This window comes from Mesorhizobium sp. LCM 4576, from assembly GCF_001854815.1.
Taxonomy (GTDB): domain Bacteria; phylum Pseudomonadota; class Alphaproteobacteria; order Rhizobiales; family Rhizobiaceae; genus Mesorhizobium; species Mesorhizobium plurifarium.
In genome coordinates this window covers 1-22,471 of sequence record NZ_MDDT01000019.1, presented here as the reverse complement: position 1 = coordinate 22,471, position 22,471 = coordinate 1, and the positions used below count along the sequence as shown (strand labels likewise).

Sequence of the window (22,471 nt, the reverse complement as noted above, 5' to 3'; positions counted from 1 at the left end):
CGAGTGGAAAGCAACGCTATCATAAAATCAACCGGATTGCGGACAGCGCCGCGGCGGCTGCGAAAGGCAGGCTGCAGCCAATGATCGAACAGCCGCCAGCCGTCGTTTCGGCAAGCAAGCTCGGCCTTACCTTCCAGACCAATGACGGTCCGGTGCAGGCGCTGTCCAATGTCGATCTGACCATCGGCAAGGGCGAATTCGTCTCCTTCATCGGGCCGTCCGGCTGCGGCAAGACCACCTTGCTGCGCGTCATCGCCGACCTGGAGAAGGCAACCTCGGGGACGATCTCCGTCAACGGGCTGACGCCCGAGCAGGCGCGCGAGAAGCGCTCCTACGGCTATGTGTTCCAGGCCGCCGCCCTGTTCCCGTGGCGCACGATCGAGCGCAACGTGGCGCTGCCGCTGGAGGTCATGGGCCTGAGCCAGGCCGAGCAGGCGGAACGCATCAAGCGCACGCTGGCGCTCGTCAACCTCTCGGGCTTCGAGAAGAAATATCCCTGGCAGCTTTCCGGYGRCATGCAGCAGCGCGCCTCGATCGCGCGCGCCCTGGCCTTCGATGCGGACCTGCTCCTGATGGACGAGCCGTTCGGCGCGCTGGACGAGATCGTGCGGGACCATCTGAACGAGCAGCTTCTCGACCTCTGGGCGCGGACCAACAAGACGATCTGCTTCGTTACCCATTCGATCCCCGAGGCGGTGTACCTGTCGACCCGCATCGTGGTGATGTCGCCGCGGCCCGGCCGCGTCACCGACATCATCGAATCGACGCTGCCGCGGAAGCGCCCGCTCGACATCCGCGAGACGCCGGAGTTTTTGGCGATCGCCGCGCGCGTGCGGGATGGCCTGAGGGCTGGGCACAGCTATGATGATTGAGGGGAGGGCGAATCAGTGCGGACGAAGCTCCCACGCCTTCGTCATCCTAGGGCGGAGCGACGCGAAGCGGAGCGCAGACCCTAGGATCCATGCCGTGGCGCCGGCCGAAGGGTCCAAACGGTGCAGAATGGTCGCTAACCGCCGCAGGGCGCGGGGAGCTGTATTCTGCACCGCTGCGGAGCGGAGAAGTAACGGCATGGATCCTAGGGTCTGCGCTGCGTCGCTTCGCTCCTTGCTCCGCCCTAGGATGACGAGATGGCGGTGGGCGGCTCCAGTCGCGCAGGCCGCTACATACCTGCTCCGCTCTAGGATGACGAAGAGCGCTAGCGCCGCCGCAATGGCAACCAAGGCTCCCGGCCTTCGCTTCGCTCCGGCCACCCTCTCCCCGCTGGGGAGAGGAGGAGGGCGCCGCTAGATGGACTCCTTCCGCTCGAAAATCATCCCCGTCACCGCCATCCTCGCCGGCGTGGTGGTGCTCTGGTACGTCTTTGCCGTGATCCTCAACGCGCCGTTCCAGCGCGATCTCGATCAACGAGGCAATGAGACGCCCGGCGCGGTCGAGTTCATCGGCAAGACGCTGTCGCAGCCGAAACCGACGCTGCCGGCGCCGCATCAGGTGGCGGTGAATTTCTTCGAAAACACCTTCCTGCGGTCCGTCACGTCCAACCGCAGCCTGGTCTACAACGCCTGGGTGACGCTGTCCTCGACGCTGCTCGGCTTCGCCTTCGGCACGGCGCTCGGCATCCTCATCGCGGTCGGCATCGTGCATGTGGCGACGCTCGACCGCAGCCTGATGCCGTGGATCATCRCTTCGCAGACCATTCCGATCCTGGCGGTGGCRCCGATGATCATCGTGGTGCTGGCGGCGATCGRCATCACCGGCCTGATCCCCAAGGCGCTGATCTCGACCTATCTGTCATTCTTCCCCGTGGCTGTCGGCATGGTGAAGGGCCTGCGTTCGCCCGAGCTCATGCATCTCGACCTGATGCATACCTACAATGCCAGCGCTTCGCAGACCTTCTGGAAACTCCGCGTGCCGGCGTCGGTGYCGTTCCTGTTCACCTCGATGAAGGTGGCGGTGGCGGCAAGCCTRGTCGGCGCCATCGTCGGTGAATTGCCGACGGGAGCGGTCGCCGGCATCGGCGCGAAGCTGCTCGCCGGCGCCTATTACAGCCAGACCATCGATATCTGGTCGGCTCTGGTCGCGGGCTCCATCGTCGCGGCGCTGCTGGTGATGGTGGTCGGCGTCGCCGGCCGCCTTGTCGACCGCGCCATGGGCGGGAGGCCGGCATGATCTGGTTGAAACCGTCCTGGCAATCGGTGCTGGCGATTGCGCTCAGCCTCATCGCCTTCGCGCTCGGCGCAATGACGAAGCCGGAAGCCGCCGCGCTGGCAGAGCCGGCCGCAACGCTCGCGTATCCTTATATGGGCGCGAAGGGGCTGATCATCGGGCTGTTGCTCCTCGCGGCACTGGTCTCGGTCACAAAGCTGACGCCGATGGTCGAGGCCATCGTGCTGTTCGTCGGCGCCCATGCCGCCGCCTGGCTCCTGATCAAGGGCATAGCCGGTTTCGAAGGCACGGCGCTGGCGCCGTATTTCCTGCTGCTCGCCGCTGCCTGGCTGCTTGCCTGGCGCTGCGTTGCCTTGCTCGCCTCGTTACGTCCGAGCGAAAGCGTCTCAAGGAACGCCTTGCGCCTGATCATCCCGGCGATCTTCGGGGCCTGGATCCTGATCATCTGGGAAGCGGTGACGCGCGGCGCCGGCATCCCCTTCATCCTTCTGCCGCCGCCGAGCGCCATCGGCGCGCGCATCGCCAACTCGCTGCCGATCCTGGGGTCGGACGTGCGGCAGACGATCTTCAAGGCGGTGCTCATTGGTTACATCGTCGGCAATCTCGCCGGCTTCGCCGTCGCCATCCTCGCCGACCGCGTGCCATTCCTGCGGCGCGGGCTGCTGCCGATCGGCAATATGGTCTCGGCGCTGCCGATCATCGGCGTGGCGCCCATCATGGTCATGTGGTTCGGCTTCGACTGGCCGTCCAAGGCCGCGGTCGTCATCATCATGACCTTCTTCCCGATGCTGGTGAACACGGTCGCGGGGCTCGCCGCATCCGGGCATATGGAGCGCGATCTGATGCGCACCTATGCGTCGGGCTATTGRCCGACCTTGCTGAAGCTCAGGCTTCCGGCGGCAATGCCGTTCATCTTCAACGCGCTGAAGATCAACTCGACGCTGGCGCTGATCGGCGCCATCGTCGCGGAGTTCTTCGGCACGCCCRTGGTCGGCATGGGATTCCGCATTTCGACGGAAGTCGGGCGGATGAACATCGACATGGTGTGGGCCGAAATCGCAGTTGCAGCCCTTGCGGGTTCGGTCTTTTATGGCGTGGTCGCTCTCGTCGAGAGAGCCGTCACGTTTTGGCATCCCTCTGTCCGAGGTGGATAGGGGCGGTGGGTTTGGGTGCTAACTTCAGAGGGTAACAACATGAAAAGACTGCTGATTTCTGCTTTGGCCRGCGCCATGTCGCTGGCCGCCTTCCAGGCGATGGCCGCCGACAAGGTGACGCTGCAGCTGAAATGGGTCACGCAGGCCCAGTTCGCCGGCTACTATGTCGCCAAGGCCAAGGGCTTCTATGACGCCGAAGGCCTCGACGTCGACATCAAGCCGGGCGGCCCGGATATCGCGCCGGAACAGGTGATCGCCGGCGGCGGCGCCGACGTCATCGTCGACTGGATGGGCGGCGCGCTCGCGGCCCGCGACAAGGGCGTTATGCTCGTCAACATCGCCCAGCCGTTCAAGAAGGCGGGCATGGAACTGGTCTGCCCCAAGGCCGGGCCGATCAAGACGGAAGCCGACTTCAAGGGCCATACGCTCGGCGTCTGGTTCTTCGGCAACGAATATCYGTTCTACGCCTGGATGAACAAGATCGGCCTCAAGACCGATGGCGGCCCGGACGGCGTCACCGTGCTCAAGCAGAGTTTTGACGTGCAGCCGCTGATCCAGAAGCAGGCCGACTGCATCTCGGTCATGACCTATAACGAATACGGCCAGGTGCTGGACGCCGGCTACAAGCCGGAAGACCTTGTCGTGTTCAACTACTCGGCGATGGGCAACGACCTTCTGGAGGACGGGCTCTACACGCTCGAGGACAAGCTCAAGGACCCGGCCTTCGAGGACAAGATGGTACGTTTCGTGCGCGCCTCGATGAAGGGCTGGAAATACGCCACCGAGAACACCGACGAGGCGGCTGAGATCGTCGTCGACGCCGGCGGCCAGGACGAGAACCACCAGAAGTTCATGATGAAGGAAGTGGCCAAGCTGATCGACAATGCCGACGGCAAGCTGATCCCGGCCGCTTACGAGCGCACCGCCAAGGCGCTGCTCGACYAGAAGATCATCAGCAAGGAGGCGAGCGGCGCCTACACGACCGCGATCACCGACAAGGCGATCAAGTAAGCTCGGCTCTCAACGCGGAAGGTGGAAAGGGGCGGGCGACCGCCCCTTTTTCGTGCCCGCCGGTAAAATGTGCGTGTGCCGGGATACTTCCTGCGATCCAGCCGTTAATTGGCGCATCCGTGCGCCGGGGAGCCGCCAAGGATGCTGCAATCAACGGAGGTCTTCATGCGCATCCTATCCGTACCGATGCTTTCGGCTTTGGCTGCTTCGACCGCCTTACTTCTCGCATCGCCGGCCATGGCCGAGACGATGAAGTTCAAGGCGACGCTCGACGGCAGCCAGCAGAGCCCGCCCGTCACCACCAAGGGCAAGGGCACCGCGACGCTCACCTTCGACACCACCAGCAAGAAGCTCAGCTGGAACGTCAAATATTCCGGCCTCAGCGGGCCTGCCGTGGCCGCCCACATCCACGGGCCGGCGGATATGGGCGCGAATGCGGATCCGGTCATCCCGTTCAAGAAGCTGAAAAGCCCGATCAAGGGATCGGCGACGCTGACGGACGCGCAAGCGGCCGACCTGGAGGCCGGCAAATACTACGTCAACGTCCATACCGCCAAGAACAAGGACGGCGAGATCCGCGGGCAGATCGAGAAGTCAGGCGAAGCGATGTAGCGCCCGACAGAATCGCGATCCATTCGGAAGTCGGCGGGCCGGCGCTCAGGCCTTATTGCGTATCTGCGTCAGCGTGCGGGTCGGCGTGATCGCCTCGGGATCGAGCTTGATCTCGACGATCGCCGGCTTGCCGCTGGCGCACGCGCGTTCGAAGGCCGGCGCGAAGTCGGCGGTTTTTTCCACCGTTTCGCCATGGCCGCCATAGGCGCGGGCCAGCGCCGCAAAGTCCGGGTTCCTGAGCTCGGTGGCGACGACGCGGCTCGGATATTCCCGTTCCTGATGCATGCGGATCGTGCCGTAAATGCCGTTGTTGACGACGATCACGATGATCGGCAGGTCATATTGGACGGCCGTCGCGAACTCCTGGCCGTTCATCAGGAAGCAGCCGTCGCCGGCGAAGGCCACCACGGTGYGGTCCGGGAACAGTGATTTGGCCGCAACCGCGGCTGGCGTGCCGTAGCCCATCGAGCCGGATGTGGGCGCGGCCTGGGTGCCGAAGCGGCGGTTGCGGTAGAAGCGATGCACCCAGGTGGCGTAGTTGCCGGCACCGTTGGTGAGGATGGCGTCTTCCGGCAGGATTCTTCCGAGATGCTCGATGATCGGACCCATCTGCACTGGGCCAGGGCCGGTCTGCGGCGGCGTCGACCATTCGAGATAGGCGGTATGCGCCTTTTCCGTCTCTGCCGCCCAGGAAGGGCTAGCGGCGGGCTTGCGCTTGGCAAAAGCCTCGACGAAGGCGGCGGGTGAGGCGTTGATGGCTATCGTCGGCCGGTAGACGCGGCCGAGCTCGCCGGCATCGGCATGGACATGCGCCAGCGCCTGGTCGGGATAAGGGCTCTTCAGCAGCGTGTAGTCCGAGGACGGCATCTCGCCCAGGCGACCGCCGATCAAAAGCACCACGTCGGCCTGCTTGATCCGCTCCGCCAGCTTCGGATTGATGCCGATACCGACATCGCCGGCGTAGCTCGGATGCAGATGGTCGAACAGCATCTGGCGGCGGAAGGAGCAGCCGACCGGCAGCGACCAGGCCTCGGCGATCGTGCGCATATGCGCCACGGCTTCCTCGTTCCAGCGCGTGCCGCCGAGAATGACGAAGGGACGCTTTGCATTGGCGAGCAGCATCTGCAGCGCATCGAGCTCGGCTTCGCCCGGACGTGTCTCGACCGGTGTGTGCGGCAGCGCTTGCGGTGCCTCGACCTCGCTGGTCAGCATGTCTTCCGGCAGCGAGATGACAACCGGGCCGGGACGGCCCGAGGTCGCGACTGCAAAGGCGCGGGTGACGAATTCGGGGATGCGCGCGGCATCGTCGATCTCGACCACCCATTTTGCGATGTCGCCGAAGAAGCGCTTGTAGTCGACCTCCTGGAAGGCTTCGCGCTCCTTGGCATGGCTGGCGACCTGGCCGATGAACAGGATCATCGGCACCGAATCCTGCATGGCGATATGGACGCCGGCCGAGGCGTTGGTGGCGCCGGGGCCGCGGGTGACGAAGCAGATGCCGGGCTTGCCGGTCAGCCTCCCCTGGCAGTCGGCCATCATCGCGGCGCCGCCTTCCTGGCGGCAGACGATGGTGCGGATCGAAGAGTCATGCAGGGCGTCCAGCACCGCGAGATAGGATTCGCCGGGAACGCAGAAAATGCGGTCGGCGCCGTTCGCCTCGAGCGCCTCGACGATCAGTTGTCCGCCGGTCTTCATTTTGCTGATCTCTCCAGTTCGGCAAGGATTTCTTGCGTGTGCTCGCCAAGGCGCGGCGAGGGGCGCTCATAGACGAGCGGCGTGCCCGACATCACCATCGGCGCGCGCACCGAAGGCAGGCGATTGCCATGGCCGTCGTCGAGGTCGAGCCGCATGCCGCGCGCGATCGTCTGCGGATCGGCGAACATCTGGCCGATCGTGTTGATCGGGCTCGCCGGGACGCCGGCTGCCTCGAGCTTTGCCAAAAGCGGATCGCGATCCCAAGTGGCGAGGGTTTCGACGATCGTCTGGCGCAGCTTCACGCGGTTGGCGACGCGGGCCGGGTTGGTGGCGAAATCCGGATTGGCGGGTAGATCTGTAAGGCCCACAGCGGCGCAGAACTTGCCGAACTGCCCGTCATTGCCGACCGCCAGGATGATGTGGCCATCCCGCACCGGCAGGACCTCGTAAGGGGCGATGTTCATATGCGCATTGYCCATCTGCACCGGCGACTTGCCGGAAACCAGATAGTTGAGGTTCTGATTGCCGAGCGCGGCGATCTGGCTGTCGAACAGCGCCATGTCGATGTGCTGGCCCTCGCCGGTCTTTTCGGCATGGCGAAGCGCCGCCTGGATGGCGATCACCGAATAGAGACCGGTGAAGATATCGGAGATGGCGACGCCGGCCTTCTGCGGCTCGCGGCCCGGCTCGCCGGTGATCGACATCATGCCGGCCATGGCCTGGATGATGAAATCGTAGCCCGCGCGCGGCGCATAGGGTCCGTCCTGGCCGAAGCCGGTGATCGAACAATAGACGAGGCGCGGATTGATCGCCTTCAGGCTGTCATAGTCGAGGCCGTATTTCTTCAGGCCGCCGAGCTTGAAGTTCTCGATCAGCACGTCGGCGGTGGCGACCAGCTTGCGCAGCGTCTCGGCGCCCTCAGGCCTGGAGAAGTCGACGGCGATCGAACGCTTGCCGCGATTGCAGGAGTGGTAATAGGCGGCCGAGAGGTTCTCGCCGTCATGGCTCATGACGAAGGGCGGACCCCATTTGCGGGTATCGTCGCCGCCATCCGGGCTCTCGACCTTGATAACATCGGCGCCGAGATCGGCGAGCAACTGCCCGGCCCAGGGACCGGCCAGGATGCGGGCGAGTTCGATAACGCGGATGCCTTTCAGCGGAGGTTCTGCCATGGATCACCGTGGTTAAACAAAGCGCAGCCTCTATCAACACGCACCCGCCGTGTCACGACCCATGCGATAGGCCACCGCGTCAGGATTTCAGCACGCCGTCGGCCCATGCGGCGAAATCGTCCATGACGACGTCTCGATTGACCTCGTTCAGGCTTTCGTGCCGCGTTTCCGGGTAAACCTTTGAAACCAGATTCGAAAAGCCCATTGCCCGCATGCGCTTCGCCAGGTGATGGACGGCCTTGCCGTAGTCCGACGCCGGGTCCTTCTCGCCGCCGACAAGATTGACGAAGAGGTCGCGCCGGACGCCGGCGAAACTGGAATCCTTACCGGCGTGCTGCGCCATATTGACGACATCGCGCCACATCGAGATGGAGGCGTCCCAGCCGCAGAGCGGGTCGGCGACATATTTGTCGACCTCGACGGGGTCGCGCGACAGCCAGTCGAACAGGGTTCGGTGGTTGGGCACCGCCTTGCCCCAGGCCTGGAAGGTGAGCTTGGGCAGAAGGCGCGAGGGCACGTCGGAGCCGAGCCGCATCCGCTCCCAGCCTAGAATGCCAAGCGCCAGCTGGCCGAGCAGGCCTTGCGAGAAATTACCGTTCCAGAWCGCGGCGGCATGGACACGCCCGGAGTGGCGCAGCACGAAGTTGAGCGCGACGGACGCGCCCAGCGAATGTCCAAAAACGATCACCGGCAAGCCCGGATGCTCGGTCGCGATCAGGTCGTGAACGGCGTCGACATCGGCGATCACCTTGGCGATGCCGCCGGTATCCGCGAATTTGCCGAGCGGCGCGTCGGGCGCCTTCGTCGCGCCATGGCCACGATGGTCATGGGCATAGACGTGGAAACCTCTTTGGCTGAGGRAATCGGCAAAGCGCGCATAGCGCGCCGCGTGCTCGGCCAGGCCGTGGTTGATCTGGACCACGGCGCACGGATTTCCGGCGGCTTCTCTCACATAAAGGTTGAGCTCAGCCCCGGTCGGTGAGGCCAGGCTGGTTTGCTTGTCGAATGGCATGTCTCGCTCCCCCCGGAGACTGTTGGGCGACGGCTTTGCCGGCGTCAAGTGGACAAGCGTGCTTGCGGACACGCCGACGAAAGCGTTCRGCTGGGGATTGTTTTTTCGCGCGGCGAAAAAGATCGCAATTCTGACACGTCGGCTGTTCTAGTGTGACGAATCCAATACGGTTCAATGATCGCCGGGAGAGCGGGATGCGGGTTTGGGCATTGTGGGGTTCGATAGCGCTGACTGTGGCTGGTGCCGGAGTGGCGCATGCCGACGTGAAGATGAGCGGCACTTTCGTGTCCGATAGCGCGTGTCCGGCGACGCAGGCCATCAAGAGCGGCAAGAATCCAGGCAACATCTCGACCGAAGCCGGGAAGAGCTACGATCTCCTTGCCGGCAACAAGGACGAGCCCACCCATTATCTGATCCAGGTGCCTGGAGCTGATCCGGAGCGGCGCTGGGTGAAGATCAGTTGCGGCCATGTCACCGGCGGCAGYGCTTCCGCCACGCCGGCGCCCTCCAGCCAGACCAAGCCGTCGTCAGCCTCCGGAAAACCTGAATATGTTTTTGCGCTGAGCTGGCAGCCGGCTTTCTGCGAGACCAAGGCCAGCAAGCCCGAATGCAAGGCCCAGAGCCCGAGCGAGTTCGATGCGTCGCACTTCACCCTGCATGGGCTATGGCCGCAGCCGAACGGCAATTTCTATTGCCAGGTGTCGGCGAGCGACAAGGCCAATGACAATCCGGCGCATTGGGGAGACCTGCCGCCGGTCGATCTCGACGCCAACACGCGCGCCGAGCTCGACCAGGTGATGCCGGGCACGGCCTCCAAGCTCGAGCGCCACGAATGGATCAAGCACGGCACCTGCTACGGCAAGAACCAGYAGGAGTATTTTTCAGACGCGCTCAATCTGATGCGCGCGGTGAACGCCTCCRCAGTGCGCGATCTCTTCAACAAGAACATCGGCAAGCAATTGACCTCGGACCAAATCCGCGGCGCTTTCAACGAAGCCTTCGGYGCCGGCGCGGGCGACCGCGTGCGCGTGTCCTGTCTGGTCGACCCCTCGAGCGGCAGGCGTTTGATCGGTGAGATCACGCTCGGCCTGTCTGGTCCGATCAACGCCGACAGCAAGCTCGCCGATCTCCTGATGGCGTCGGCGCCGACAGCCAAGGCCGGTTGCCCGAAGGGCACGGTCGACGCGATCGGCTTCCAGTAAGCGGCAGTTTCGGTCAGGCCGAAGTCAGGCCGATTTTGGGGCCGCCTGCAAGATGATCGCCTCGCTGCCGGGCTCGCCGACAACGCGGTCGCGGCCGCTCAGCTTGGCCTTGTAGAGGCGCTGGTCGGCGAGCGCGAAAATGTCGGCGAGGCAGCGCGTCGTTTCGCTGACGGTGGAGACGCCGGCGCTTACGGTGATGTTGAAACGGTTGGTGTGCGCCGAGGTCTTGACGGCGTTCCTGATGGTCTCGCCGAGCAGCCTGGCGGGCGCGTGCGACTGTTGCGTCAGCACAGCGAATTCCTCGCCGCCGATGCGGAACACCTGATCGTTGCCGCCGGCCGTCTCGGCCAGCAGCACAGCCATCGATTTCAGCACTTTGTCGCCCTCGGCGTGGCCGAAGCGGTCGTTGATCGACTTGAAATGGTCGACGTCGACGATGAGCAGGCTGAGCGGCTTGCCCATCCTGATGGCGGCCGACACGGYGGACTCGCCGTCGGCATCGAAGCTGCCGCGATGAAGCAAGCCGGTGAGGCCGTCGCGGCCGACATATTTGATCAGCGCTTCGTAGCGCTCGCGATAGGTGAGGGTGTCGAAGATGTCGGAGAGGCCGCGCGGCACCGCGACATCATTGTCCTCGACCCATTTGAGATAGGCGACGAGCATGCCGCTATAGGCAAGTGCTGCGCCCATCTTGGCGAGCCAGCCGCCGAAGAAGACCTCGATGGGCGCGCCGGCGACGAAATGCAGCGCGGTGAAGAAGCCGGCTTGGTCGAAGGTGAGCACGCAGGCGACCGATGCGAGGATGCGCATGAACGGCCTGGCGCGCAGATAGGCGCCGAGCTTCTCGTAGAGCAGGATGATCAGGATGGCGTCGATGAAGAGCAGCGAGGTGCCCCAGACCATCAGCCAGCCCATCTCGTCGATGAAGGCGATGTTGGGCATTCTGCCGTCGGGAAGCGTGGAAACGGCGTGCAGGCGCAGGATCAGCACCAGGCCGATCATCAGGGCGTTGCCGAGGAGAAGGCCGTAGATCGGCTGGCGGACGGTCGCCGCATCGTCCTTCATGTAGAGCAGGAGGATCATCACCAGCTTGCCGGAGAAGAGCACCGCGGAACCCGGCGACACCAGCCCGAACGGCAGCGCGACATAGAAGACGCTGGCAAGATAGGTTTCGAGGAAATGCATGACGCCGAGCGCGCAGATGAACACGCCAAGCCCGATGCGGCGCCGGAAGCGGAAAAGCGTGACCATGGCGCCGAAATAGAGAACCGCTTCGGCAAGGAGCAAGGCACCGTTCAGCACGTCGTCGATCCGATCCTTCCCCGAAACCGCGGCAGGGCCGCGATTTCCCAGCCTAGCATCGTTTTGAAGGCGAATGGTTAACCGCTTCTTTCGCACGATTGGGGGGGCGACGAAAGCTGTCGACGGACTTTGGGGCAAACCGGCAAATGCGCGGATTGGCCGTCTCGTGCCGAAAGCGATTGCCGTTCGGCGCTTCATCGCCTACATAGCGCGCAAACCCCCATCCACCTTGACACTTCAGTTTCCAGGGAAAGCGCGCGTGGCTCGCCAGTTCATCTATCACATGTCCGGCCTGTCGAAGGCCTATGGCACCAAGAAGGTGCTCGATAATGTTCACCTGTCCTTCTATCCGGACGCCAAGATCGGCATTCTCGGCCCCAACGGCTCGGGYAAGTCGACGATCCTGCGCATCATGGCCGGGCTCGACAAGGAGTTCCAGGGCGAGGCGTGGCTGGCCGAGGGCGCGACCGTCGGCTACCTGGCGCAGGAGCCGCAGCTCGACGCAGGCAAGACCGTGCGCGAAAACGTCATGGACGGYGTCGCCAGGAAGACGGCCATCATCGAGCGCTACAACGAGCTGATGATGAACTATTCCGACGAGACGGCCGACGAGTCGGCCAAGCTCCAGGACGAGATGGACCGCCTCAACCTGTGGGACCTGGAGCAGCAGGTCGAGATGGCCATGGACGCGCTGCAGTGCCCGCCGCCGGACTCCGAAGTGACCAACCTGTCGGGCGGCGAGCGTCGCCGCGTCGCGCTGTGCCGGCTGCTGCTCGAACAGCCCGACCTCTTGCTGCTCGACGAACCGACCAACCATCTCGACGCCGAGACCACGCAATGGCTGGAAAAGCACCTGCGCGACTATCCGGGGTCGGTGCTGATCATCACCCACGACCGCTACTTCCTCGACAACGTCACCGGCTGGATCCTTGAGCTCGACCGCGGCCGCGGCATTCCGTACGAGGGCAACTACACCAAATATCTCGACGCCAAGGCCAAGCGCCTGATCCAGGAAGGCCGCGAGGACGATGCCCGCCAGAAGGCAATCTGGCGCGAGCGCGAGTGGATCCAGTCCTCGCCCAAGGCGCGCCAGACCAAGTCCAAGGCGCGTATCAAGGCCTATGAGGAACTGGTCGAGCAGTCGCAKAGCCGCAAGCCGACCGACACGCAGATCGTCATCCCGTCGAGCGAGCGCCTCGGCAATGTCGTCATCGAGGTCGAAGGCCTCAACAAGGGCTTTGGCGACGAACTGCTGATCGAGAACCTGTCGTTCAAACTGCCACCGGGCGGCATCGTCGGCGTCATCGGCCCGAACGGCGCCGGCAAGACGACGCTGTTCAAGATGATCACCGGGCAGGAGACGCCGGATGYCGGCTCGATCCGCAAGGGCGAGACGGTGCGGCTCGGCTATGTCGACCAGAGCCGCGACGCGCTCGACCCGAACAAGACGGTGTGGGAAGAGATCTCCGGCGGCGCCGAGGTCATCAAGCTCGGCAAGCACGAGGTCAACAGCCGCGCCTACTGCTCGTCCTTCAACTTCCGCGGCGGCGACCAGCAGCAGAAGGTCGGCAACCTGTCGGGCGGCCAGCGCAACCGCGTCCACCTGGCCAAGATGCTCAAAGGGGGCGGCAATGTGCTGCTGCTTGACGAACCGACCAACGACCTCGACACCGAAACGCTGGGCGCGCTGGAAGACGCGCTCGAAGCCTATGCCGGCTGCGCCGTCATCATCAGCCACGACCGTATGTTCCTCGACCGCATGGCGACCCACATGCTCGCGTTCGAGGGCGACGCGCATGTCGAATGGTTCGAAGGCAATTTCGAGGAATATGAGAAGGACAAGCTGCRCCGCCTCGGCGCCGAAGCGGYCGCCCCGCACCGCATGACGCACAAGCGGCTGACGCGGTAGCATCGGTCCAAARGGGCGGCGAACAAGAGCGAGGTTCTCAAATGGCTGACTGGTCCGCCGCCCAATATCTGAAGTTCGAGGATGAGCGCACGCGGCCCGCGCGGGACCTGGTGGCGCAGGTGCCGGTCGATTTTCCGCGTCGCGTCGTCGACATCGGCTGTGGCCCGGGCAACTCCACCGAGCTTCTGGTCGAGCGCTGGCCGGATGCTCAGGTCAGCGGCTTCGACACCTCGCCGGACATGATCGAGAAGGCGAGGGCGCGGCTGCCCAACGTCAATTTCGAGCTGGCGGATGCCGCCGGATGGCAGCCCGAGCATCCCGTCGACGTCATCTTCGCCAATGCCGTCTTCCAGTGGCTGCCGGAGCATCCGGCGGTGTTCCAACGGCTGATGGGACTTCTGGCGCCGGGCGGTGCGTTGGCTGTCCAGATGCCCGACAATCTCGGCGAAGCCTCGCACCAGCTGATGCGCGAGACAGCGACGGAAGTGCCGTTCGCGGCCAAGCTCAAGGGCGCCGCGCGCGCCCCGCTGCCGCCGGTGTCCTTCTATTACGATCTGTTGTCGCCGCTCGCCGACCGGCTCGACATATGGCACACCATCTACAACCATCCGCTGGCCGATGCCGAAGCGATCGTCGAATGGGTCAAGTCGACCGGGTTGAAGCCGTTCCTCGATCCGCTCGATCCGGGTGAGAAGAAGTTGTTTCTGGACAGCTACACGGCCAAGATCGCCAAGGCCTATCCGAAGACCGCGAGCGGCAAGGTGCTGCTGCGCTTTCCACGGATATTCATCGTCGCTAAGCGCGCCTGAGCATCCACCACCTGAATGCCAGCGGCGGTTGTCGAATTAAGCTGGAATAAACCCGGCAAATGCGACAAGTGTAGCGCCTCGCCTCGGCACGACTTGCTTCCCCTCGGACGGATAGGACATGCATCGCGTCATCATCAGCGGCATCGGCGCYGAAATCCCTGAACCCGTCATCACCAATGAAGAGCTGGTCGCAAGCTTCAACAGCTGGGTGGACGCGGAGAATGCGCGCCGCGCCGAAACCGGCGAGCCGCTGCTGCAAAAATCGGACAGCGACTTCATCGTGCATGCCTCGGGCGTGAAGAGCCGCCATGTCATCGAGCGCGAGGGCATCCTCGACCCGACCCGCATGGCGCCGCGCATTCCGGCGCGGCCGGACGACGCGCTGTCGCTGGAGGCGGAGTTCGGCATCGCCTCGGCCAGGAAGGCCCTTGCCCATGCAGGCGTCGACGGGTCGGACATCGATCTGGTGATCTGCTCGGCCTCGCATCATCAGCGGCCCTATCCGGCCATTGCCATCGAGATGCAGGAGGCCTTGGGGACCAAGGGCGCTGGCTTCGACATGGGGCTCGGCTGCTCCTCCGCCGCGGCGGCGCTGCATGTCGCGGTCAACCTGGTGAGGGCAGGGGCGCACAAGCGCATCCTGGTGTCGACGCCGGAGATCATCACCGGGCATCTCAACTTCCGCGACCGGCAGACGCATTTCATCTTCGGCGACGCCTCGGTCGCCATGGTCGTCGAGGGGCTGGCGCAGGGCGAAAAGCGGCCCGGGCGGTTCGAGGTGCTTGACACGCRCACCTGGACGCAGATGTCGAACAACATCCGCACCAATCTCGGCTACCACACGCGCACCGCCCAGAACGATCCCTACATGATCAACCTGGAAGGCAACCTCATCAAGCAGGTCGGCAACAAGGTGTTCAAGGAAGTCACCGTCGCCGGGCAGAAATTCATTGTCGAGTTCCTGGCCGAGCATGGCCTGACGCCGGAGGGCATCCGCCGCTTCTGGCTACATCAGGCCAATGCGCGCATGAATGCGATGATCTTGAAACTGTCCTTCGGCCACGATGTCGACCATGACCGCGCGCCGATGGTGCTGGAGCGGCTCGGCAACACCGCCGGCGCCGGCGCGATCGTGGCGCTGTCGGAGAACCATGCCGACATGAAGGCCGGCGATTTCGGCCTGATCTGCGCCTTCGGCGCCGGTTATTCGATCGGCGGCGCGCTGCTCAGGATGCTGTGAAGCACGTCCTGCAGCGTCAAGCTGGTGCGAAGGGCACCAGCATCGGCACGCGCCTGGCGTAATCGTCATAGGCCGGGCCGAGCTCGCCGCGCAGGAAACTCTCTTCCAGCCTGGCCTTGATGACGACGCCGACGAGCAGCAGCGCCGCGCCTGCGATACCCCATATCGTGCCTTTGACGGCCGCTGTGGCCAGCACCGACAGCATCAGTCCGGTATAGATCGGGTGGCGCACCAGGCCATAGGGGCCGGTATCGACCACGCGGTGATCGGCTTTGGCGGTGACGTTGGCGGACCACAAGCGGCCGAGATGCAGGCGCGCCCACCACGCGAAGGCGATGCCGATGGCGATAAGCGCAACGCAAATCCAGGCCTCGGTGAGCGTCGGCGTCCAGAGTCGCAGCCTGCCGACATAGCCGTGTGCCGGCACGAACATCAGCACGGTGCCGGCCACCCAAAAGACGCGGTAGCGCGCCTCCGACTTGATATCTGCGCGCTTTTGCGCGGGATCTGCCCAGGCAGCGGCGAGAAGCCAGGATACCACCCAGAACAGCCAGAGCGCCGCGACAGTGTGTCCAACCTGCATGATYGAGCCTCCTCCCCATTGCGCGCGATCGTCTATGCGGCCGGCGCGGCAGCATTGCGGCTTGCCGCGGCCGACGAAAGGGACTTGCGGTAAGAAGATCGTGATCGCTATCAAACGGTGTGACCGGATCATCAGCGCTTTCGACTGGACCGTATTCGTTGGCACCTTTAGACCAGCGGCATGCAGGAAACGAACCTTGAGCTTTTCCCCGTGGCGGAACCGGCGGCCGACATCGTGCCGGGCCGCAAGCTGACGGCAAAGGCGGCGGCGCTCTATGCCGCCCCGCACGATCATTTCGAGACGCAGGCAGTCGAGGAACTGAAGCTCGGCTTCGACGGTATCGCAGGCGACTTCCATGCAGGCRCAACGCGGCGTTCCGGCGGGCGCGAGCCCTGGTATCCGCGCGGCACCGAGATGCGCAATGAACGGCAATTGTCGCTGGTCGCGGCGGACGAGCTCGAGACCGTCGCCCAACGCATGGGGCTCAAGGAGATCAAGCCGGAGTGGATCGGCGCCAATCTTGTGATCGAAGGCGTGCCGCATCTGTCGATGCTGCCGGCCGGTTCGCTCCTGTTCTTCAAGGGTGGCGTGACGCTCAAGGTCGACGGCCAGAACAAGCCGTGCCGCGTTGCCGGACAGTCGATCRCCGAGCATGTCGGCGCTGCGGATCTCAACGCCACGGCRCTGCTTTTCCCGAAGGAGGCGAAGCGGCTGCGCGGCCTTGTCGCCTGGGTCGAGAAGCCGGGCGTCATTCGCGCCGGCGAAGAGATTTCCGTGCGGGTGCCCGAGCAGTGGATCTATCGGACCTGACGCCTATTCGTCCTCGTCGTCTTCCTCGAGCAGGCGCGTGGCCCGCCATCGGGTCAGCACTACATTGGTCTGCTCGATGACGAAGAAGCGTGCCGAATCCCGGTCATAGCCTTCGGCGAGCAGTTTTTCGTAGTCGGTGTGGGCATGGCGGACATGGGCGATGGTCGCCAGCCACACCGCGATCGTCGGCGGCAGGGTCTTCATGTGCACCGAACCGGCGTCGGCGCGGATCTTTTCCATGTCGGCATAGGGCGCGAGGGGAAGAAGCGCAGTCAGCGCCTTGGCGATGGCGCGGCGTCGGCCAGTGGGGGCGCTCATTTCTCGCCGCGCCCGGCAATGGTCGCTTCGGGGAAGGCATCCGTGGAAGCATAATAAGGCTTGATGTCGATGATCGGTGTGCCGTCCAGCACATCGATGGCGTCGATCCCGATCCGGCCGGCCTCGACGTCGAGGCCGACAAGCTTCGCCGCATGCAGGCCGACAGGGTTCGGCCGGGCAGGGGAGCGTAGCGAGAAAACGCCTTTCGGTTCAGCCGCATGGCGCGGTTTCTGCACAATCAGATTCCGCGGCGCGTGATGGAGCCAGGACAGGATGACGATGTGGCTGGCGCGTTCCAGGTCCTGCAGCCCCGGACGATAGGGCTCATCGATCAGAACCGTCGCGGCCCGCCCGGTTTCGCGGGCTGTGCGCATGTTCTTGGGGCAATCCCCGCGACTGGCCCACGGCGAAACGATGCGGCCGATGAAGACGACATGGCCGTCCGGCCGCAACTTTGCCGGATCGGCTGCAAGAAGCGTTTCACCTTCGCGCGTCTCGAACATCCTCACCATCCCGCTGAAGAACCGTCTGCCAGGCGCGGATCACGGCTGCGCCATTTTCTTGTCCGGAAGCGACATAGCACTTGCCAGGGTTTCAAAATCGACATAAACATATCTTTATATCTTTCAACGAGAACCCGCTCATGCATGTCTCGCTCGACACAATGGTAGATACATTGAAGGCGGCTGCCGAATCCAGCCGGCTCCGCATCCTGGTGCTGCTTTCGCGCGGTGATCTTACCGTTTCCGACCTCACGGAAATCCTTGGGCAATCGCAGCCGCGGGTCTCTCGCCATTTGAAACTTTTGCTCGATGCCGGGCTGATCGGCCGCTACCAAGAGGGGTCCTGGGCCTTCTTCAGGCTGACAGACATCGATAATTCGCGCGATTTCGTGCAGCGCCTGGTGTCGGGCATAAGCGAGGCCGATCCGCAGGTGGTGCGCGATCTCGAGCGGCTGGCGGCGGTGAAGCGCAAAAGGCAGGACCGGGCCGCCGAGTATTTCTCCGAGAATGCCGCGAGCTGGGATCATATCCGCTCGTTGCATGTGCCGGACAGGGCGGTGGAAGCCGCGCTCATAAGGCTCGTCGGCAAGCGGCCGTTTCAGTCGATGCTCGACCTCGGCACCGGCACGGGCAGGCTGCTCGAGATCTTCGCGCCGCTCTACCGGCGCGGCGTCGGCATCGACATGTCACGCGAGATGCTGAGCGTGGCGCGCGCCAATCTCGACAAGGCCGGCATCGCCAATGCGCAGGTGCGCCAGGGCGACATTTTCTCRCCGCCGGTCGAGCGCAACGCCTTCGATCTCGTCACCATCCACCAGGTGCTGCACTATCTCGACGACCCCGCCCGCGCCATCGCCGAAGCGGCGCGGCTGCTCAGGCCATCGGGCCGGCTGATCGTCGTCGACTTCGCGCCGCATAATCTCGAATTCCTGCGCGACCAGCACGCCCATATGCGGCTCGGCTTCTCCGACCGGCAGATGTCGGACTGGTTCTCGGAGGCCGGGCTCGACCTCGAGGACAGCCAGGAGTTCGAGCCGCGTGGCGGCAACGAGGCAAGGCTCACCGTCAAGCTCTGGCTCGGCCGCGACCGCCGCCTGCTGATTGCCGATCCGTCCAACGACCCGCTACCTGCCAAGACATACCCAATGGGGGAAACCGCCTGATGAACCAGTTCCGCTTTTCCCGCCGCCCCGATATTGGCGACAAGGTCCGGGTCTCGTTCGAATTCTTCCCGCCGAAGACCGATGAGATGGAAGCAAGGCTCTGGGACACGGTCACAAGGCTGGAGCCGCTCAAGCCGAAATTCGTCTCGGTGACCTATGGCGCCGGCGGCTCGACCCGCGAGCGCACGGCGCGCACGGTCAAGCGCATCCTCAACGAGACGTCGCTGACGCCGGCGGCGCATATGACCTGCGTCGACGCCGCGCGCGATCAGGTCGACACGGTCATCCGCGAGTTCGCCGACATGGGGGTCAAGCGCTTCGTCGCATTGCGCGGCGATCCGGCGGCCGGCGTCGGCACGAGCTATCGCCCGCATCCCGACGGCTATGCCAACGGCGCCGAACTGGTCGGGGCGCTGAAGAGCGTCGGCGATTTCGACATCTCGGTCTCGGCCTATCCGGAAAAGCATCCTGAAAGCCCGGATTTCGCCACCGACATCGACATGCTGAAGCGCAAGGTCGACAATGGCGCGACGCGGGCGATCACCCAGTTCTTCTTCGACAACGATCTCTTTGAGCGCTATGTCGAGCGGGCGCGACGCGCCGGCATCTATATCCCGATCGTGCCGGGCATCCTGCCGGTGCATAATTTCACCCAGGTCGCCAATTTCTCGTCGCGCTGCGGCGCGCTGGTGCCGGCATGGCTCGCCGAACGTTTCGAAGGGCTGGAGAACGACCCGCAGACGCATGCGCTGGTGGCCTCGGCCGTAGCGGCCGAGCAGGTGCTCGACCTTGTCGAACGCGGCGTCGGCGACTTCCATTTCTACACGATGAACCGCGCCGATCTCGTCTTTGCCGTCTGCCACATGATCGGCATCCGCTCGCATGAAGCAGAGGCGGCCGGTTCGGCTGCCGCATAAGGCGGGCTGCAATGGAAAAGGCCGGGTAGAACCCGGCCTTCTCGAACTGTTGGACTATTCTCGGTGCTGGTCTTCCCGGCTTTGGCGGGTCAGGGAAGAACGCCTATGATAAGGGCACCGATGAATGCGAATGCGGCACAAATCATCAAAGCGTTGATCGGCCTCGTCAGTCCCATGTCATAGCCTCCTCTTCAGAGCTATGGCAGGAGTCTAGGGTCATTTGTGCCACAGGCAAGCGGAAAACGTGCTGCAATGCGACATGATTGTGGAATTTGCGACCTGGAATTTGCCGTTAGCCGTTGAAACTCTTCGGCAAAAGCCGGCTTCGCCGTTGTGAATAAATTGTGGCGGCGGTGTGGCATGACACCGCTACCATTTGCCGAACAACCGCCCGTCGATGGTGATCAGGCCTAAACCGATCAGCGTCATGCCGCCGATCTCGAACAGCGCCAGCCGTTCGCCGAGGAAGAGGAAGCCGAGCAGCACCGCGCTGACCGGCACGATCAGGGTGACCAGCGAGGCATTGGTGGCGCCGGCCGAGGCGACGAGGTTGAAATAGAGGATATAGGCAAAGGCGGTGGAGAGCAGCGCCAGCCCCAGCACCGCGGCCCAGACCGGTGGCGAGGCCGAGAACAAGCCCGCCGGCCCATAGGCAATGAGCACGATGGGGATCATGATGATGGTCGAGGCGGTCAACTGCCCGGTGGCGATGACCGGCGAGGGCACACCCTTGAAGCGGCGCGCGATCATCAAGGCGATCGCATACGACACCGAGGCGCCGATCAGCGCAAACTTGGCCCAGACCGGTCCGCCGAGACCGGCAACAAGGCCCGGGCCGATCATTACGGCTGTTCCCGCAACGCCGAGCGCGATGCCGGCCAGCTTGTTCCAGGAGAGCTTCTCGTCGGTCGTGAGCGCATTGGCCAGGACCAGCGTCCAGAACGGCGTCGTCGCATTGAGCACGGAGGCGACACCTGCCCCGAGCTGCGTCTGGCCGGCGAAGATCAGCGAGAAGGGCACGACATTGTTGGTGAGGGCCAGCAGGAAGAACATGCCGGCATGCGGGAAGGCGAGCCGGAACGACGGGCCGCGCACCGCCAGATAGAGCTGGAGCGCGATCGCGGCGATGGCGACGCGAAACAGCACCAGCGCCAGTGGATGGATCTCGGACACCGCAATGCGGGCAAAGAAGAACGAGCCGCCCCAGATCGCGCCGAGCAGGAGAAGCTGCGTCCAATCCTTGAGCGTCATCGGTCCGCGCGTCGGCACGGCGCCGGCCATAGTGGACATGTCCTGTTCCTCCCCGGGCCGATCGCAGCCCGTCAACATTTCACCAACCGATATCGAGTTCGGCGGCAAGGACCACCCGAAACCTGACTGCTGGTTTAGCGTTGGCAAAATGTGCGACCGGCCGCTCCGGGTCGCCAGACACAGAACTGTTTTCTTTGGCGGCTAGCTAGGATTAATTGTGCGCGCTCCAGACCTGAGGATTCGTCCATGCAGCGATTCGAAAATGCCCGTGATGCGGCACTGGCGCTTCGTCCCGACGATCCGGTCTATTGTTTCCGCCCGCAGGTGCTGAAGGCGGATGCCCTGCAGTTCATGGGCATGTTCCCAGGCAAGACCGCTTATGCGGTGAAAACCAACGGCGAGCAGATCGTGCTGAAGACGCTGGTGGAAGCCGGCGTCAGCACCTTCGACGTCGCTTCGCCCGGCGAGTTCGCGGCCGTGCGCGCGGTCTCGGCGGATGCCGAGATGCTCTACATGCATCCGGTCAAGGCGCAGTCGGACATCAAGCTGGCGCTGGAGAAATACGGCATCCGGGTAATCTCGCTCGACCATGAGGACGAGATCACCAAGCTGACGCGGGTGGTGCGGGCGCTCGACATCGACCCCGGCGCCATCACCGTCTTCGTGCGCATCCAGACCAAGGGCCACGCTGCTTACGAATTGTCGAAGAAGTTCGGCGCCGGGCCGGCCAATGCGGTCGAGCTTGCCGAACGCCTGAACCGCACCGGCTACAGGGTCGGCCTATGCTTCCATGTCGGCAGCCAGATCGAGGATCCCGACACCTATGAGCGGGCGCTGGCCTCGGCCGACTGGGTGCGTAACCGCCTGACCTTCGACATTGCGGGCTTGGATGTCGGCGGCGGCTTTCCCGCCGAATACGGCCACGATCCCAACCGCAAGCAGGTCGAGATGCCGTCGCTCGGCCAGCTTATGTCGCGGCTTGCCGGCGACCTGAAAGAGTATCAGTTCGACCAGATGCCGTTGGTCGCCGAGCCTGGCCGCGTGATCGTGGCGCGCTGCCTGTCGCTCATCGTGCGGGTGCTGTTGCGCAAGGGCAAGCGGCTCTACATCAATGACGGCATCTGGGCCTCGCTGTCGGATTCATGGACGGGCAAGATCACGCTGCCGGCCCGCTTCATCCCCGATCCCGCGATCCGCGCGCGCAATGGCGACGAGAAGACCATCGTGCCGTTCAAGGTCTGCGGCGCGACCTGCGATTCCGTCGACATCCTGTCCAGGCCGTTCTGGCTGCCGGAAACGGTCGACACCGGCGACTGGATCGAAATCGGCCATATCGGCGCCTACTCGCTGTCGCTCAGGACCCGCTTCAACGGCTTCTTCCCCGACACGTTCGTCGAGGTGACGACGCCGTTCGACGAAGGCGACGCGCCGCAGGGGTTCGCGAGCTTGGAGACGATGGYGGATTAGGCTCCACCTTCTCCCCTTGTGGGAGAAGGTGTYGCCGAAGGCGACGGATGAGGGGTGCTCCAGGGAAAGCCAACGTCTCACTCCGCTGGAACACCCCTCATCCGTCTCGGCGCTGCGCGCCGATCCACCTTCTCCCACAAGGAGGGCTTTGCACGGGAAGCGAAGTCGGGTTCGGTGT

Annotated in this window: 21 protein-coding genes; 13 read left to right on the top strand and 8 right to left on the bottom strand. The window is 64.1% G+C overall.

The genetic code is table 11. The annotated features are described in order from the left end of the window. Positions 1-80: 80 nt before the first annotated feature. The 5 genes from LCM4576_RS10830 (at position 81) to LCM4576_RS10810 (ending at position 4,940) form a co-directional block, all read left to right on the top strand. Positions 81-872: an ABC transporter ATP-binding protein gene (locus LCM4576_RS10830; RefSeq protein ID WP_071032100.1), complete on the top strand. Its 792-nt coding sequence runs from the start codon at positions 81-83 to the stop codon at positions 870-872. Positions 873-1,287: 415 nt separating this feature from the next. Then, on the top strand, positions 1,288-2,166 hold the full coding sequence (locus tag LCM4576_RS10825) for an ABC transporter permease (RefSeq protein ID WP_071032099.1): 879 nt from the start codon (positions 1,288-1,290) through the stop codon (positions 2,164-2,166). Next, complete coding sequence (locus tag LCM4576_RS10820; protein WP_071032098.1) at positions 2,163-3,317, top strand: ABC transporter permease; 1,155 nt, start codon at positions 2,163-2,165, stop codon at positions 3,315-3,317. The genes LCM4576_RS10825 and LCM4576_RS10820 overlap by 4 nt, the downstream gene beginning before the upstream one ends. 39 nt (positions 3,318-3,356) lie before the next feature. Further along, entirely contained in the window at positions 3,357-4,328 is a 972-nt protein-coding gene (locus LCM4576_RS10815) for an ABC transporter substrate-binding protein (protein WP_071032097.1), read from the top strand. A 165-nt stretch (positions 4,329-4,493) separates the two neighbouring features. Further along, complete coding sequence (locus LCM4576_RS10810) at positions 4,494-4,940, top strand: CHRD domain-containing protein (RefSeq protein WP_071032134.1); 447 nt, start codon at positions 4,494-4,496, stop codon at positions 4,938-4,940. 45 nt (positions 4,941-4,985) lie between these two features. On the opposite strand, the gene LCM4576_RS10805 is transcribed toward LCM4576_RS10810, so the two are convergent. From LCM4576_RS10805 to LCM4576_RS10795, 3 genes are all read right to left on the bottom strand, one after another. Next, on the bottom strand, positions 4,986-6,635 hold the full coding sequence (locus tag LCM4576_RS10805) for a thiamine pyrophosphate-binding protein (protein WP_071032096.1): 1,650 nt from the start codon (positions 6,633-6,635) through the stop codon (positions 4,986-4,988). After that, complete coding sequence (locus LCM4576_RS10800; protein ID WP_071032095.1) at positions 6,632-7,807, bottom strand: CaiB/BaiF CoA-transferase family protein; 1,176 nt, start codon at positions 7,805-7,807, stop codon at positions 6,632-6,634. The genes LCM4576_RS10805 and LCM4576_RS10800 overlap by 4 nt, the downstream gene beginning before the upstream one ends. 79 nt (positions 7,808-7,886) lie before the next feature. After that, entirely contained in the window at positions 7,887-8,819 is a 933-nt protein-coding gene (locus tag LCM4576_RS10795; RefSeq protein ID WP_071032094.1) for an alpha/beta fold hydrolase, read from the bottom strand. Positions 8,820-9,013: 194 nt separating this feature from the next. On the opposite strand from LCM4576_RS10795, the gene LCM4576_RS10790 reads away from it, so the two are divergent. Continuing rightward, the gene (locus tag LCM4576_RS10790) at positions 9,014-10,021 is read left to right on the top strand and encodes a ribonuclease T2 family protein (RefSeq protein WP_071032093.1); all 1,008 of its coding nucleotides are present in this window, start codon (positions 9,014-9,016) and stop codon (positions 10,019-10,021) included. 24 nt (positions 10,022-10,045) lie between these two features. Here LCM4576_RS10790 and LCM4576_RS10785 read toward each other — a convergent pair whose 3' ends face one another. Continuing rightward, positions 10,046-11,323 (bottom strand): diguanylate cyclase, encoded by a 1,278-nt coding sequence (locus LCM4576_RS10785; RefSeq protein ID WP_083361368.1) that lies wholly within the window; start codon positions 11,321-11,323, stop codon positions 10,046-10,048. A 259-nt stretch (positions 11,324-11,582) separates the two neighbouring features. Between LCM4576_RS10785 and ettA the strand changes: the two genes are divergently transcribed. The 3 genes from ettA (at position 11,583) to LCM4576_RS10770 (ending at position 15,281) form a co-directional block, all read left to right on the top strand. Next, the gene (ettA, locus tag LCM4576_RS10780) at positions 11,583-13,232 is read left to right on the top strand and encodes an energy-dependent translational throttle protein EttA (protein WP_071032092.1); all 1,650 of its coding nucleotides are present in this window, start codon (positions 11,583-11,585) and stop codon (positions 13,230-13,232) included. Positions 13,233-13,273: 41 nt separating this feature from the next. After that, complete coding sequence (gene tam / locus LCM4576_RS10775; protein WP_071032091.1) at positions 13,274-14,041, top strand: trans-aconitate 2-methyltransferase; 768 nt, start codon at positions 13,274-13,276, stop codon at positions 14,039-14,041. A gap of 118 nt (positions 14,042-14,159) precedes the next feature. After that, a complete protein-coding gene (locus LCM4576_RS10770) occupies positions 14,160-15,281 on the top strand; it encodes a beta-ketoacyl-ACP synthase III (RefSeq protein WP_071032090.1) in 1,122 nt (373 codons plus the stop codon). Between the two features lie 16 nt (positions 15,282-15,297). Here the strand turns inward: LCM4576_RS10770 and LCM4576_RS10765 are convergent, their stop codons facing one another. Beyond that, on the bottom strand, positions 15,298-15,864 hold the full coding sequence (locus tag LCM4576_RS10765; RefSeq protein ID WP_071032132.1) for an isoprenylcysteine carboxylmethyltransferase family protein: 567 nt from the start codon (positions 15,862-15,864) through the stop codon (positions 15,298-15,300). Positions 15,865-16,044: 180 nt separating this feature from the next. Here LCM4576_RS10765 and LCM4576_RS10760 point away from each other — a divergent pair, with 180 nt between their 5' ends. Beyond that, positions 16,045-16,674: an MOSC domain-containing protein gene (locus LCM4576_RS10760; protein WP_071032089.1), complete on the top strand. Its 630-nt coding sequence runs from the start codon at positions 16,045-16,047 to the stop codon at positions 16,672-16,674. A gap of 3 nt (positions 16,675-16,677) precedes the next feature. Here the strand turns inward: LCM4576_RS10760 and LCM4576_RS10755 are convergent, their stop codons facing one another. Next, positions 16,678-16,992, bottom strand: a complete 315-nt coding sequence (locus LCM4576_RS10755) for a DUF2293 domain-containing protein (protein ID WP_040988087.1) — start codon at positions 16,990-16,992, stop codon at positions 16,678-16,680. Further along, positions 16,989-17,495, bottom strand: a complete 507-nt coding sequence (gene tsaA / locus LCM4576_RS10750) for a tRNA (N6-threonylcarbamoyladenosine(37)-N6)-methyltransferase TrmO (RefSeq protein WP_071032131.1) — start codon at positions 17,493-17,495, stop codon at positions 16,989-16,991. Before tsaA ends, LCM4576_RS10755 begins: the two co-directional genes overlap by 4 nt. 140 nt (positions 17,496-17,635) lie before the next feature. On the opposite strand from tsaA, the gene LCM4576_RS10745 reads away from it, so the two are divergent. Next, a complete protein-coding gene (locus LCM4576_RS10745; RefSeq protein WP_040988091.1) occupies positions 17,636-18,658 on the top strand; it encodes a metalloregulator ArsR/SmtB family transcription factor in 1,023 nt (340 codons plus the stop codon). Next, on the top strand, positions 18,658-19,575 hold the full coding sequence (gene metF, locus LCM4576_RS10740; protein WP_071032088.1) for a methylenetetrahydrofolate reductase [NAD(P)H]: 918 nt from the start codon (positions 18,658-18,660) through the stop codon (positions 19,573-19,575). The genes LCM4576_RS10745 and metF overlap by 1 nt, the downstream gene beginning before the upstream one ends. Before the next feature lie 369 nt (positions 19,576-19,944). Here the strand turns inward: metF and LCM4576_RS10735 are convergent, their stop codons facing one another. Then, positions 19,945-20,865 carry a DMT family transporter gene (locus LCM4576_RS10735; protein ID WP_071032130.1) on the bottom strand — a complete coding sequence of 307 codons (921 nt, stop codon included), beginning with the start codon at positions 20,863-20,865 and terminating at the stop codon, positions 19,945-19,947. 207 nt (positions 20,866-21,072) lie between these two features. Between LCM4576_RS10735 and LCM4576_RS10730 the strand changes: the two genes are divergently transcribed. Next, complete coding sequence (locus tag LCM4576_RS10730) at positions 21,073-22,293, top strand: alanine racemase (RefSeq protein ID WP_071032087.1); 1,221 nt, start codon at positions 21,073-21,075, stop codon at positions 22,291-22,293. Positions 22,294-22,471 lie beyond the last annotated feature (178 nt).